General features: G+C 58.1%; 13 protein-coding genes. 4 read left to right on the top strand and 9 right to left on the bottom strand.

All coding sequences use genetic code 11. From position 1 onward, the window contains the following. Positions 1 to 144: 144 nt before the first annotated feature. The 4 genes from speD to miaA all read right to left on the bottom strand — a co-directional run bounded on the left by speD (position 145) and on the right by miaA (position 4,767). Positions 145 to 627 (bottom strand): adenosylmethionine decarboxylase, encoded by a 483-nt coding sequence (speD, locus tag NQF87_RS05395; RefSeq protein ID WP_182041405.1) that lies wholly within the window; start codon positions 625 to 627, stop codon positions 145 to 147. A gap of 187 nt (positions 628 to 814) precedes the next feature. Then, on the bottom strand, positions 815 to 1,834 hold the full coding sequence (gene ilvC, locus NQF87_RS05400) for a ketol-acid reductoisomerase (protein ID WP_266127409.1): 1,020 nt from the start codon (positions 1,832 to 1,834) through the stop codon (positions 815 to 817). Between the two features lie 132 nt (positions 1,835 to 1,966). Next, positions 1,967 to 3,745 carry a biosynthetic-type acetolactate synthase large subunit gene (ilvB, locus tag NQF87_RS05405; protein ID WP_266127410.1) on the bottom strand — a complete coding sequence of 593 codons (1,779 nt, stop codon included), beginning with the start codon at positions 3,743 to 3,745 and terminating at the stop codon, positions 1,967 to 1,969. A gap of 38 nt (positions 3,746 to 3,783) precedes the next feature. After that, positions 3,784 to 4,767 carry a tRNA (adenosine(37)-N6)-dimethylallyltransferase MiaA gene (gene miaA, locus NQF87_RS05410; protein WP_266127411.1) on the bottom strand — a complete coding sequence of 328 codons (984 nt, stop codon included), beginning with the start codon at positions 4,765 to 4,767 and terminating at the stop codon, positions 3,784 to 3,786. Between the two features lie 44 nt (positions 4,768 to 4,811). On the opposite strand from miaA, the gene serB reads away from it, so the two are divergent. Next, positions 4,812 to 5,705: a phosphoserine phosphatase SerB gene (gene serB, locus NQF87_RS05415; protein WP_266127412.1), complete on the top strand. Its 894-nt coding sequence runs from the start codon at positions 4,812 to 4,814 to the stop codon at positions 5,703 to 5,705. A gap of 63 nt (positions 5,706 to 5,768) precedes the next feature. Here the strand turns inward: serB and NQF87_RS05420 are convergent, their stop codons facing one another. Then, the gene (locus NQF87_RS05420) at positions 5,769 to 6,323 is read right to left on the bottom strand and encodes a DciA family protein (protein WP_266127413.1); all 555 of its coding nucleotides are present in this window, start codon (positions 6,321 to 6,323) and stop codon (positions 5,769 to 5,771) included. 23 nt (positions 6,324 to 6,346) lie between these two features. Here NQF87_RS05420 and NQF87_RS05425 point away from each other — a divergent pair, with 23 nt between their 5' ends. Continuing rightward, positions 6,347 to 7,525: an A/G-specific adenine glycosylase gene (locus NQF87_RS05425; protein ID WP_266127414.1), complete on the top strand. Its 1,179-nt coding sequence runs from the start codon at positions 6,347 to 6,349 to the stop codon at positions 7,523 to 7,525. A gap of 88 nt (positions 7,526 to 7,613) precedes the next feature. On the opposite strand, the gene wrbA is transcribed toward NQF87_RS05425, so the two are convergent. Next, positions 7,614 to 8,210, bottom strand: a complete 597-nt coding sequence (wrbA, locus tag NQF87_RS05430; protein WP_266127415.1) for an NAD(P)H:quinone oxidoreductase — start codon at positions 8,208 to 8,210, stop codon at positions 7,614 to 7,616. 159 nt (positions 8,211 to 8,369) lie between these two features. After that, on the bottom strand, positions 8,370 to 9,290 hold the full coding sequence (locus NQF87_RS05435; protein ID WP_266127416.1) for a LysR family transcriptional regulator: 921 nt from the start codon (positions 9,288 to 9,290) through the stop codon (positions 8,370 to 8,372). A gap of 191 nt (positions 9,291 to 9,481) precedes the next feature. On the opposite strand from NQF87_RS05435, the gene NQF87_RS05440 reads away from it, so the two are divergent. Together NQF87_RS05440 and NQF87_RS05445 are read left to right on the top strand one after the other, a co-directional pair. Beyond that, positions 9,482 to 10,186: a pirin family protein gene (locus tag NQF87_RS05440; protein WP_266127417.1), complete on the top strand. Its 705-nt coding sequence runs from the start codon at positions 9,482 to 9,484 to the stop codon at positions 10,184 to 10,186. Between the two features lie 111 nt (positions 10,187 to 10,297). Continuing rightward, complete coding sequence (locus tag NQF87_RS05445; RefSeq protein ID WP_266127418.1) at positions 10,298 to 10,939, top strand: hypothetical protein; 642 nt, start codon at positions 10,298 to 10,300, stop codon at positions 10,937 to 10,939. Positions 10,940 to 11,056: 117 nt separating this feature from the next. Here NQF87_RS05445 and NQF87_RS05450 read toward each other — a convergent pair whose 3' ends face one another. After that, complete coding sequence (locus NQF87_RS05450; RefSeq protein ID WP_266127419.1) at positions 11,057 to 12,496, bottom strand: catalase; 1,440 nt, start codon at positions 12,494 to 12,496, stop codon at positions 11,057 to 11,059. A gap of 318 nt (positions 12,497 to 12,814) precedes the next feature. Then, positions 12,815 to 13,831, bottom strand: coding sequence for a CorA family divalent cation transporter (locus tag NQF87_RS05455; RefSeq protein ID WP_407652015.1), 1,017 nt, complete (start codon positions 13,829 to 13,831; stop codon positions 12,815 to 12,817). Positions 13,832 to 14,019 lie beyond the last annotated feature (188 nt).

The following is a 14,019-nucleotide window of genomic DNA, read 5'->3' on the forward strand; positions in this document are numbered from 1 at the left end:
TCAGCCATACCCCCGATGGAGGGAATGGCATGATGCGCAGCCCCTTGCCCCCGCTCCCTCACCCAGCATGAACGCTGGCCAGCGAACAGGACAATAACAGCTTCTATCAAAAATCAGGGAGAAAACCGGTCTTCCTGATCCAGCTTACCGGCCCGTATGCCGTGTCTCGCTGACACGTCCACGTCTGAAAGCATCAATCTCCACACGTCCCGCCTGAAACAGCTCCTGCATGACAGGGACGGACATGTTGGGATCGCACACACCGCACATAAAGATGTCAACGGCGGCGAAATGACGCTCAGGCCATGTATGGATGGAAATATGGCTCTCAGCCAGAACCAGCACACCAGACACACCACCGTTAGGTGTGAAATGGTGGAAATGACCGTGGAGAATGGTCGCCCCGGCTGCCTCGGCAGCACGCCTCAGAGTGGCGTCGATCTGATCGGGGTCATCCAGATTTCTGGCATTCCAGAAATCAATGAGAAGATGGTTCCCTGCGTAGGTGATACCATCACGCTTGATGAAAAAGTCCTTACAGTCCTCAAAGACCGTATCGATTGCTTCAGTGTTCTGGATATCTCTCGGAAGGTCCGATTCCATCCCCAGTCGAGCAAGTGCGTCCATAACGTACCCCTGAACCAGCAGATTGCCGCATCCTCACCCAATGAAGGAGCGGAAGGCTTGACCTCTAGGGGAATATAACGTTCAGCGCAACTCTATTCTGCCCCTTCAGGGGGAAATTGCCCAAATGAAGCCATAATAAAAATGGGGAGGAAAGCCCTCCCCATTCGTAAAAACCAGCTATTGGCTCTCAGTTGCGGGTCTTGTCAACCAGCTTGTTCTTGGCAATCCACGGCATCATTTCACGCAGCTTGGCACCAACTTTTTCAATCTGATGCTGCTCGTCACGGGCACGAGATGCCTTGAAGCTGACATTACCGGACTGGTTTTCCAGAATGAAGTTGCGGACGAAGGTTCCGTTCTGGATGTCCTTCAGAACTTCACGCATGGCCTCCTTGGCTGCCGGGGTCACGACGCGCGGACCGCTGACATATTCACCATACTCGGCCGTATTGGAGATGGAGTAGTTGACGTTGGAGATGCCGCCTTCATACAGCAGGTCCACGATCAGCTTCATTTCATGCAGACACTCGAAGTAGGCCATTTCCGGGGCATAGCCAGCTTCCACCAGCGTCTCGAAACCGGCCTTGATCAGCTCGATCGTGCCACCGCACAGCACGGCCTGTTCACCGAACAGGTCGGTTTCCACTTCCTCACGGAAGCTCGTCTCGATCACGCCAGCACGGCCACCACCGACGGCGGACGCATAGGCCAGAGCCACATCCTTGGCATGACCGGAGGCATCCTGATGCACGGCCACCAGGCACGGCACGCCACCGCCACGCTGATATTCAGAACGCACGGTATGACCCGGACCCTTCGGAGCGATCAGGAACACGTCCATCTCCGGTGTCGGCTCGATCAGGCGGAAATGGATGGCCAGACCATGAGCGAACACCAGAGCCGTACCGGGCTTCAGGTTCGGGGCCAGCTGCTCCTTGTACAGGGCGGCCTGGCCTTCATCCGGTGTCAGGATCATCACGACATCGGCCCATGCAGCCGCCTCAGCAGGCGTCACGACACGGAAACCGGCAGCCTCTGCCTTGGCCTTCGCCTTTGACTCCGGACGCAGGGCAACCACAATGTCCCTCACGCCACTGTCACGCAGGTTGTTGGCGTGGGCATGACCCTGGCTGCCGTAACCAATGATGGCAACCTTCTTCTCACAGATCAGATTGATGTCCGCATCACGATCATAATAAACACGCATGACTTTTACTCTTCCTCACTCAACAGGTACGGATTCCTGCCCCGTACCGACGGGAGATCACTCCCCAACATGAAACTCTCAATCCCGCCATCCGTGCCCGACAGGGCATCAGACAGCCGGTAAAACTCCTGATCAGACGAGATGCCTGCCCTCTTCCGTCAGCCGGGCACCGCCAAAGACACGCCCCGGCCCGAGAAGCATCTGGTCATGTGCGGAACCGGACGGAATCATCGGGAAGCAGCCTTCCTCCTGTTCCACCTGAACATCCAGCAGGACCGGCCCCTCATGGTTCAGCATGGTCTCGATGGCCTCATCCAGCCCGCCCTTCGTCCCGACCCGCAGCCCACGGATGCCGAACGATTCCGCCAGTTTCACGAAGTCCGGCAAGGCCGCACTGTAGGAATGGGAATAGCGGGATTCATAAACCAGCTCCTGCCACTGCCGCACCATGCCCATATACTGGTTGTTCACAATGAAAATCTTCACCGGCAGACGGTACTGGGCAATGGTCCCCAGCTCCTGAATGTTCATCAGGGTGGAAGCCTCACCGGCAATGTCGATCACCAGGGCATCCGGATGGGCGATCTGTGCCCCCACAGCAGCAGGCAGACCATACCCCATGGTTCCCAGCCCGCCTGACGTCAGCCAGTGGTTGGGTTCATCAAACCCGAAATGCTGGGCCGCCCACATCTGATGCTGGCCGACCTCGGTGGAAACGAAGCACTCTTTCCCACCGGCCCTGACTTTCTCATAAAGGCGGTGGATGGCGTATTGTGGCTTGATGCTGGCCGTATCGGCTTCGTCCTGCCGGAACCCGAAACCATCAACGGCCCGCCACTGGCCAATCTCCTGCCACCAGCCGGACAGGTCTGGAGCTTTCGTAGCACCCCAGCCTTCCAGCAGGGCCTTCAGCGTATCCTTCAGGTCTCCCTGCAAGGTCACGTCGACCTTCACGATCTTGCCGAACTCACGCGGGTCAATGTCCGCCTGAATCTTGAAGGAATGCGGTGAAAAACCGTCAATACGGCCCGTCACCCGGTCATCAAACCGGGCACCCAGAGCAATCAGCACATCACAGTCATGAGCGGCCATGTTGGCTTCCACGGCACCGTGCATCCCCAGCATTCCCAGAAAATGGTCACTGGAAGACGGATAGGCTCCCAGCCCCATCAGGGTGGATGTCACGGGAAAGCCCGTCTTCTCCGCCAGCTGCCGCAGCAGCTTTGCCGCTTCCGGCCCTGCATTGACGACACCACCACCGACATAGAGCAGCGGCTTGCGGGCCTTCTTCATGGCCTCGATGGCATGACTAACGGACTGTGCCTCCAGAGACACAGCAGGCTTCTCCTGCTTCACCTCTGCAGGACGGGAAGACAGGGGAGCCTCAGATGCCGTGATGTTCTTGGGAATATCGACGAAAACAGGGCCGGGCCGTCCGGACCGAGCCAGGGCGAAGGCTTCCCGCAGGGTCGGGGCCAGAGCCGCCGCCTCACGCACCTGAACACTGGCCTTGGTCGCCGGCCTGGTGATGTTCACCATGTCCGCTTCCTGGAAAGCATCCGTACCGATCACCGACACGGGCACCTGCCCTGCCAGACAGACCAGCGGGACGGAATCCATCTTTGCATCCATCAGGCCCGTTACGGTATTCGTCGCACCGGGGCCGGATGTCACCAGCACCACGCCAACCCTGCCGGTGGAACGGGCATAGGCCTCGGCCGCATGGGTTGCCGCCTGCTCATGCCGCACCAGAATATGACGGATCTTCTTCTGCTTGAAGAGTTCATCATAAATGGGAATGACAGCCCCACCCGGATAGCCGAAAATAACATCCACGCCTTCTTCTTCAAGAACACGCAGAATGACCTCGGCCCCTGTTGCCATCATGGGAGCAGTCTCGCTGGCAGGCATGGCGATGTCCTCTTGCCGGTTAACGCAACGCTTCTGCTCTATCGCCCCTGAACAGGCCCGTCAATTCTGGATGATATAAAATATTCAATTTCACGCATTTTTTTACTCAAAAAGAACTCTTTTGAGCTGGTTCTTTGAAATATTATTTCGCCATCTCCATCCCGGCCCAGCTCATGATGGCGGAACCATGTGGCCTGACGGCGAGTATAGCGGCCAATGGCCCGGGTGGCGTTCAGCCGGGCCTCCTCCAGGCTGCACTGGCCTTCCAGCACCTGCCCCAGCTCCGGCACGCCGTGGGCACGCATGGCAGGAAGACTGGGAGACAGCTTCTGCTCACGCAGGGCCGCCACCTCATCCATGGCTCCGGCAGCCACCATAGCGTCAAAACGCTGGACAATGGCAGCCCGCAATTCATCACGGGGAGGATCAAGCTGGAACGAAATGAAACGGTAAGGTGCCGCTGGCAGTGCCCTGTCCTCCCGCCATGAGGCCAGTCCCCGGCCTGTGCCCACGAAAACCTCCCACGCGCGGCTTATCCTCTGGGAATCCTGCCCGTGAAGCCGGGAGGCTGTCTGCGGGTCCACCTTCATCAATTTTTCGTGCAGGGCTTCCGGGCCGATCTCGGCCAGCAGGGTACGGGCTTCCTGCCGGGCCTCTTCTCCGGAGTCGGGCACTTCCACAAGGCCATCCGTCAGGGCACGGAGATACATGCCTGTCCCGCCACAGAGGATCGGCAGACGCCCGGCCCGGCGGCAGGCCGCCATTTCTGCCAGAACCTGCTCCCGCCACCATGCCACGCTGCCGGGTGTGGCCGCTGGCAGAACCCCATAAAGACGGTGAGGAAGGGCCGCTTCCTCTTCCTCGCTGGGGCGGGCCGTCAGGATGCGCAGTTCCTCATAAACCTGCATGGAATCCGCATTGATGACCGTACCACAATACAGGTCTGCCAAATGAAAGGCCAAAGCCGACTTGCCCGAACAGGTCGGCCCCGCCACAATGAGGGCGTTTTCAGAAGAGTTCATACACTTATTCTGCCATATCTTCTGATCTTTTAGCGAGAGATGTCATGTCCCTTCCCTGTGTTCTGACTCTTGTTGCCAATCGCCGCCACGGGACCCTTCCCAAAGAGGCGATCGACATTGCCCGCACTCTTGTCAAAGGTGAATCACCGGTCGTCCTGTCCGAAGGTGAAGCCGTCGACATTTTCTGCCCGCCACCCGGCCCCGGTGATGCCACGCCTGCAACAATCCGTGCCGCCCTTGCTCCCTACAAGGTCGACGCCATTCTTACGAAGACCCGTGGCCGCCGCAAAGCCGTGCTTGTCTCCGACATGGACAGCACCATCTTTGATGGCGAGACATTGGACGATCTGGCCAAGGCAACCGGCACAGGCGACTATGTGGCCGAGATCACCAAACGTGCCATGAATGGCGAGATGGAGTTCGATGAATCCCTCCGCAAGCGGACCATCGGGCTGAAAGGACATCCTGAATCCCTGCTGAAAGACGTTCTGGAGCATCTGCCCTTCACGGACGGCATTAAGGAGCTGGTGCAGACCATGAAAGCCAACGGCGCACGCACGGCTCTCATCTCTGGCGGGTTCGACTGGTTCACCGAACGGGCTGCAAAAAAACTCGGTTTTGATGAACATTACGGCAACCAGCTTGAAATCAAGGATGGCATCATCACCGGTCAGCTGATCGGTGACATTCTCGGCCCTGATGCCAAGAAAGAACATCTGGAAACCATCTGTGCCGAGCGGGGCGTCAAGCTCTCTGCCAGCCTGACAACGGGTGATGGTGCCAATGACATCCCGATGCTCAAGGCGGCCGGTCTCGGCATTGCCTATCATGCCAAGCCGAATGTCCGTCAGGTGATCGAACAGCAGGTCAACTTTGCCGGGATGCGCGTGCATCTCTTTGCACAGGGCTACAAGGCCTCTGACATCGTGAGCGACTGACAGGTCATCCCGCTTTTCCGTGTCAGTCGGCCCTACCGACGGACACGGCTCCGGCCCGTGCGTTTAAAAACGGCGGGCCTTTTTTGTACCCTGCCTTTTGGCACGGATATGCCCACCCAGACGCTCCAGCGTTTCTTTCAGCCCGTCATCCTCGATGCCGCTCACGGGAACAGGGGCGGCGTCCTTCCATGGTCTTTTCGACGGGGCCGACCGCCTGCGCTGGACGGGGCGGTCCTGCACCAGCTTTATGTAATGCAGGGCTTCCTCTCCATGCAGACCGCAGGCCGTATTGATGTTGGCCAGAATACGGGGGGCCGCATACTGCATCTCCACGGCTGCCGGACCACAGCAGCGGATGGTCAGCACACCAGGCCGCAGACGGCATGGTTCGCTCACCTCCGCCAGGGCAGAACCAACCAGCATGTCCCATTCCATGAGCAGACGCACATAGAGCGGTGATTTCTTGCGAAAGATGGGCTTTGTCAGCACGGGCAGAAAAGCACCAATCATGCGTGCCCTGCCCCGGCGGCGTTCAGTCCAGCCCCTGCCGTCCGTCTTCCGTTCCTGCCCTGAGACTGATGAACGGGCAGGTTTCTTCATGCCGGTGCTGTCTGCCATAAGTCCATTCCATCATGATGCGTATGGAGCCTTCATACCATCATCACGGGGAGAGACGGAAACAGTTCAGCATCGCCCCCTTGCCCCGGCATCCTTTCTTCGTCATAGACACCGGCGTGACACCTGATGCTTCCCTTCTCCTTCACTGGTATGACCGCCATCGCCGTACCCTGCCCTGGCGTGCGGCCCCTGGCCAGCAGGCAGACCCGTATCATGTCTGGCTGAGCGAAATCATGCTTCAGCAGACCGTCGTGCAGACGGTCATTCCCTATTATGAGCGTTTTCTGGAACGTTTCCCGACTGTCGATGCTCTGGCAGAAGCCCCACAGGAAGACGTTCTTCAGCTCTGGGCCGGACTGGGCTATTACGCACGAGCACGCAATCTTCATGCCTGCGCCCGGGCCATTCACAGGCTGGGAGGCTTCCCCCGCACGATTGAAGGCTTGCAGGCACTTCCCGGCATCGGGACCTATACCTCCCGTGCCATTGCAGCCATTGCCTTCAACATTCCGGCTGTCCCGGTTGATGGCAATGTGGAGCGCATCACGGCACGGCTCAATGCCGTGGAAGATCCTCTGCCTGCATCCCGGCCCCTGCTGGCCCGGCTTGCCAGCCATCTGAATGATGACCCGGCAGCACAGGCCCGTCCCTCCGATTTTGCACAGGCCCTGTTCGATCTCGGGGCCAGTCTCTGCTCGCCCCGCTCTCCCTCCTGCCTGACATGCCCGTGGCGGGACTGCTGCCTGGCCAAGGCCCGCAACATGGCCGAAACGCTACCGGCCCGGCAGAAGAAAAAGACCCGCCCCACACGTCATGCCATTCTCTTCCGTGTCCTTGATCCAGAAGGACATGTCCTGCTCCGTTCCCGCCCGTCAGAAGGGCTATTGGGCGGAACCGATGAACTCCCCGGCACACCGTGGTCCGAAGGCAGAAGCACACCCTCTCCAGCCCGGCTGGCTGAAACGGCTTTCACCCGTCATGCTCCCGTGCAGGCACAATGGGAGGAATGTGGAGAGGTCAAACACATTTTCAGTCATTTCACACTGCTGGTCCGGGTCTATGGCTGCACGCTCCCCGAAAAAAGCAACTACCCGATCGACCCGGCACATGGGCGGTTTCTCCCTCCCGGGGACGCCATTCTTTCCAGCGTGATGAAGAAATGCCTGCTTGTCGGGACCCGTCACCGGCCCCGCATGACGTGACATGTTTCACATGAAACACAAAAAAATGGAGGCCGGAAACCGGCCCCCATCAAGTTCTTGTGCGTGAACGGGGATAACTGGAAAGAACTCAGGCCAGCTTCTTGACCAGACCGGCCACATGCCCACCGAGGAAACGGGCACCTTCCAGCTCGGTCTCGCTTGGCTGACGGGAACCATCGCCATTGGCAACGGTCGTGGCACCGTAAGGCGACCCACCAACGACCTCATCATTCCGCATCTGGCCCTGGAAGCTGTAAGGCAGACCGCTAATGACCATGCCATGATGCAGCAGGTTGGACATCAGGGAATAGAGTGTCGTTTCCTGACCGCCATGCTGTGTGGCCGTGGAGGTGAACACGGCACCAACCTTGCCGATCAGCTGGCCATTGGCCCAGAGACCGCCGGTCTGATCCCAGAAATTGGCCATCTGTGCCGGCAGACGCCCGAAACGGGTCGGTGCCCCGACGATGATGCCATCATACTCAACCAGTTCATCCGGGGATGCGACCGGAGCTTCCTGCTCCAGCTTGAAATGATTGGCTCTGGCAGCGTCTTCCGGCACCAGTTCCGGCACACGCTTCACGACGACATCGACACCTGCTGCCCGCACGCCTTCAGCAATATTGTGGGCCATGGTCTCAACATGACCATAGGAGGAATAATACAGTACGAGAATCTTGGACATTTCAGGTCACCCTTCCTGCTGGCTCCTTCCACATGTCAGAAGCTCCAACTGTCTTCAGGGGTACCGTGTCCACCGTCTGGTGAACAGACCAAAATCAGAAAGGAAACCTTTCAGCTTTTGAAACCATTCCCTGATCCTACCCAGTTCCCCCAGAAACACTCAGAGAGGCGGACACCATGAAGGTGTCTCGAACTGCCTGACGAGATGCTCCATGAGCAGGCTGACCCTCTGGGGGCGCAGCTTCGTGGCTGTCGTCACAAGATAGAGGGCAACATCTTCCATCACCTGCCATTCCGGCATCATCTCTTCCAGCCGTCCATCCCTGATGGCCTCATTCACCATGAAATCGGGCAGCAGCCCGAAGCCGAGACCAGCCTCCAGGGCAGGAATGAACCCCTCCGCATTATCCGAGCGTATCCGTGCCTGCTGGGACAGCATATGGCTCTCCCCCGTGCGGGAGTCCGTGAGCCTGATGGTCCCGCAGGACGGGCTGTTGACGTAAACGAAACTCTTCCCGCCTTCCAGTTCCCGTGGGTGCGTGGGACGCCCCAGCTGGTCCAGATACGCTGGCGACGCCACAAGCAGACGCCGCACCGTGCATATCCTGCGGGCCTTGAGAGCCGAATCCGCCAGGGTGGCGATGCGGATTGCCAGATCATACCCCTCCGAAACCAGATCAACGAAGGTATCGGTAAAGCTGATGGACACATCAATATCGGGATAGGTTTCAAGAAACGCAGGCAGAACAGGGGCAACATACCGGAGACCGAAGGTGGTTGGTGCCGTCATGCGGATAAGCCCGGAAGGCTGGACACGCCCGCCCCTTGCTTCATTTTCCGCAAGTTCCGCTTCCAGAAACATGCGGTTGGCCCGCTCCAGCACAAGCTGACCTGTCTGCGTAATGGACATGTGCCGGGAATTGCGGCTGAACAACGCCACACCAAGGGTCTCTTCCAGCCGGCTTACCGCTTTTGAGACCGTCGGGGCCGATAGCTGAAGCTCCCTGGCTGCCTGAGAGAACGACCCATGTTCGGCAACCTTGGCAAAAATCCCCCACGCCTCAAAATCCGGCAGTTTCATGCACTGTTCCTTTCCATTTCTTACCCGGCCTCACACAACACGCCTCACCCTGCGCTCACATCTGCTCAGGAAATGTGAAGGAAAACGATGTCATAAATTATGGCACTGCTGTCTTTCTTTCATGTCTATATAAAATGTCTCCCATAGTCCCCAGCTATTTACCTGTCTCCAACAGGTAAAACTGCGACACCATGATTGATATTCGCCCTTTTGAACATCTCGGCCATGCCGAACACGGCTGGCTGGATGCCCGTCATCATTTCTCTTTCGCCCATTATCTGGACCACGAACGGATGGGCTGGGGGCCGCTGCGTGTCTGGAATGACGATACCATCGCCCCCGGTACCGGGTTCGACACACATCCCCACAGGGATATGGAAATCATCACCTATGTCCGTCAGGGGGTCATCACCCACAGAGACAGCCTTGGCAATACGGGCCGGACCGGAGCAGGCGACGTACAGGTCATGTCAGCAGGAACGGGAATATTCCATAGCGAACATAACCTTGAATCCATTCCGACACAGATATTCCAGATATGGATCATCCCGACCGAAACCGGGCACAGCCCCTCATGGGCCACACGACGTTTCCCCGGAAAGGACCAGACAGGCCAGTTCACCATTCTGGCTTCCGGTCATCCGGAGGATGAAGGTGCCCTTCCCCTCCACACCAAAGCCCGTGTGCTGGGACTGACCATGCGGAAAGGCCAGAAAACCGAATACAGGCCTGGAAAAGAGCGGATGGGCTATCTTGTCCCCGCAGCGGGCACCCTGCTGCTGAACGGACAGACCATCACGGCACGGAGCGGCGCAGCCATTGCCCGGGAAGACATCCTCTTTCTGGAAGCTCTGGACGACAATACCGAGATCGTGCTGGTCGATATGGTTCCATGAAAGGGCAATGCCCCTGACAGGCGTCCCACCCGAAAAGATCACGGCTTCATCTGGCATGTTTCCCGTGAAACATGTAAGCCTGTAAACGATCTTGGCAGGGAGCATCATACCATGAACACCCATCAGACGACCCCCGAAGCATCCACCATGCAGACCGTATGGCTGCTGGATGCCACGGGGCAGATGCTGGGCCATGACACCTTGCAGGACAGGATCATCCGCCAGCCATTCAGCCCCCGCACTCTGCCGGGGTTGAGTCTTCAGCTGGAAACGCCCCTGCCGGAAAAGCACAGTGCCTCCCCCATCAGGGCACATTTCCAGAAACAGGTCTCCCTGCCCTTCCCCCTGCCCGACGTTGATGTCCTCCCCACCATGCAGGACCTTGTGGCCCTGCGGGCTACGGGAGACGAACCGAACTGGGTCGGCCTTGCGGAAGACAGGCGGAACATCATTTTCAACGCTCCGAAAATGACAGCCACGGACTATTTCCTTCCCCTGACGAAGGAAACCTTCCTTGGCCTTGCCATGCTTTTCAACCGCAGCCAGATTTACGTGCAGACTGAAAATGGTGCCCCTGTCGGTCCGGCCGCTTTCCTGCCCGACATGTCCTTCGGGCTGGGTCTGGGCAACATGGCCGTTCCCCTTGCAGGCAACATGAGCATCATCCGGCAGCTGACCCGCCTTGCCCCCAGGGAAAGCATAACCTGGCTGTTCCAGGAAGACCGTTCCCTCACGATACGGCGTGCAGACTAACACGACCTGACAGCATCCATCCAGCCGAAGCATGAAAAAAGGCCCTCCGGGAGATGAGTCCCGGAGGGCCTTTTCCAGTGCCCCCTTCCGGTTTCCCGGAAAGGGGATGAAAGAGTCTCAGCCCTTCAGTGCCTTGCGGACACCCTCGGCATAGGCCGGATCAATCTTCTCGAAGAGACCCAGCTGACGCTCGATGATGTTCTGCGGCACGCTAGCCATGGCACCGGCAATGTTGTTGTACAGACGCTGCTTCTGGGCATCATCGAACAGATGATACAGGGCACGCGGCTGTGCGAAGTCGTCACCATCCGTACGATGCTCGTAGTAGGTGGCATCCCCGCTCACACGCAGCGGCGGTTCCATCGCAGCCAGGTCTTCCACCGGACCACCGAAGGAATTCGGCTCGTAGAAGTCACCATCACCACGCTTCGGCTCATCAAAGCGCATGGCGCCATCGAGGTGATAGTTCTTCACCTTGATCTTCGGACGGTTGATCGGCAGGGACTCATAGTGCGTACCAACACGGTAGCGGTGAGCATCCGCATAGGCGAAGATACGGCCCTGAAGCATCCTGTCCGGGGAGAACCCGATGCCCGGCACAATGTTGGACGGAGAGAAGGAAGCCTGTTCAACCTCGGAGAAATAGTCATCCGGGTTGCGGTTCAGTTCCAGCTCACCAACCTCGATCAGCGGATAGTCCTTGTGGGACCAGACCTTGGTCACGTCGAACGGGTTGAAGTTGACGCGCTCGGCCTCTTCTTCCCCCATCACCTGAATGTAGAACGTCCATTTGGGGAAATTCCCCTTCTCGATGTTCTCATATAGGTCTTCCTGGGTGGACTCGCGGGTCTTGGCCACGACCTCGGCAGCTTCCTCGGTCGTATAGAACTCATGGCCCTGCTGGGTTTTGAAGTGGAACTTCACCCAGAAGCGTTCACCCTTGGCGTTCCACAGGGAATAGGTATGACTGCCATACCCGTTCATGTTGCGGATGCCCTTGGGGATACCACGGTCAGACATCAGGATGGTGACCTGATGCAGGCTCTCCGGGCTGAGGGACCAGAAATCCCACATGGCCGTTGCAGAGCGCAGGTTGGTACGGGGATGACGCTTCTGCGTGTGGATAAAGTCCGGGAACTTGATGGGATCACGGATGAAGAAGACCGGGGTGTTGTTACCCACCAGGTCCCAGTTGCCGTCATCGGTATAGAACTTCAGTGCCCAGCCACGCACGTCACGCTCGGCATCAGCAGCACCACGCTCACCAGCGACGGTGGAAGCACGCAGGAACATGTCCGTCTTCTTGCCAACCTTGGAGAAGATGGACGCACAGCTGTACTTCGTGATGTCCTTGGTGATGGTCAGTGTCCCGTGAGCACCAACGCCCTTGGCATGAACGGTACGTTCCGGAATACGCTCACGGTTCTGATGGGCGAGCTTCTCGATCAGCTGGTAGTTTTCCAGCAGCAGCGGGCCACGGGGACCAGCGGACTTGCTGTCCTGGTTGCTCACCCACGGGGCACCGGCGGTCGTGCGAATGATATTCTTATCAGACATCTAAAGGACTCCTTCCTTCTATCTGATTTCGGAAAATAGGTATCACCAACGGAAAAAGGAAGATGATTGATCCTGTTTCTCTAATAAACAGTCCTGATCCAGTCCGGTATCAACCTTTAGTTAGGGAGGGTAAGCATGTTTTCAGACACTGTCCATCCCTCTCTGCTTGAATGCTGTCCTCCATTAAAAGCTTTTAATAGAGATATAACTTCAGTTTATGAGAATGATACGCAATAACTTCTTTCTGGTTATTTCAGTTATTAACAGGACCGTTCAAATCTCATTCCCAGGACGGGCTGTTTTACTGTCTCTTTTCTTTCAGAACAGACGTGCCATCTTCATGAAAATGAACGTCACGGCCATGGCAGCGATGCACAGCCCGCCCGCAAAGATGGTCCCCAGCCCGCCAGACGCCAGAAACATGCCGCCCGTGTTCATGCCGAAAAACCCCGTGACCAGAGTGGCCGGCAGCATGAGAGTCGTCACGATGGACACGATGCACAGCCGACGGTTGGTTTCCTCGGCCTGACTGGAGGCCAGTTCATCCTGAAGGGAACGGGCACGATCGTGCAAAGCGATAAGATCATCCAGTGCCGCATGAATCTGCCGTTCGGCCCGGTCTCGCAGGTCATCCTCGGCCCATTCCGGCAGCTCAAGGTCTTCATCACGCAGAACACGGTCAATCGGCATGACCACACGCCGCAGCTCGGTCGAGCGACGGCGGACCTTGCCGACAATACCACCCAGATGACCAAGGTCAGACCCATGCACGATGGCCAGGAGAACATCCTCGGCCCGGTCCAGTTCATCATCAAGCTGTGCCAGCTGACGCCGCACCGTTCCGGTAAAATCCCGCAGGACACGGTCAATCACCCCTGCCGGATTCCGGGGAACCCCCTGTGTCTGGAGTGAACGATAAGCAGCCCCCAGAATGGGGATGGGCGTACGCCGTGTCGTGATCAGGACATTCTGCCGCATGGCAAACCGCCAGACACAGATCTCCCGATCCTCTTCCGCCAGCGCATCATCAAAAGCCGGCAGGGCACCCCAGACCGTGTCATCAGCCGCCTCAAGAGCGATGCCATAATCCGTCTCGGCCAGCATGGTCCCGACATCTTCCGGCATTCCCGACAGACGCCCCACGGAGCTGCGGGCGGAACTGTGGACCGTATCGAAATGCAGCCAGCACCAGCCATCTTTCACGGATACGGCCTCATACCCCTCCTCCCCGGGGGACTGGAGGATGCGCTGCACATCTTCAGCACCCAGCTGCCTGATTCCCTGCCCCGGCATGGCCTCGATCGCCCAGACAAGCCCCTTGATCCGGGGGGTCATGGGATGGCTGTTTACCTTCAGGGAAGGATCAAGCACTGTGAAGGTAAAGTTCGGAACAGTATTGTCGGGCACAGCCACCCCCCATTACAGCTTGTCCTGCCCAGAACGAAGGCAACAGGCCATACCTCCCGCCGGGAGCAGCCGATGGTCCAGACATGTGGATATCGCCCGTTCTCTGGCACGTTGCC

Origin of the sequence: Bombella dulcis (genome assembly GCF_026385505.1) — a bacterium.
Lineage (GTDB): Bacteria > Pseudomonadota > Alphaproteobacteria > Acetobacterales > Acetobacteraceae > Bombella > Bombella dulcis.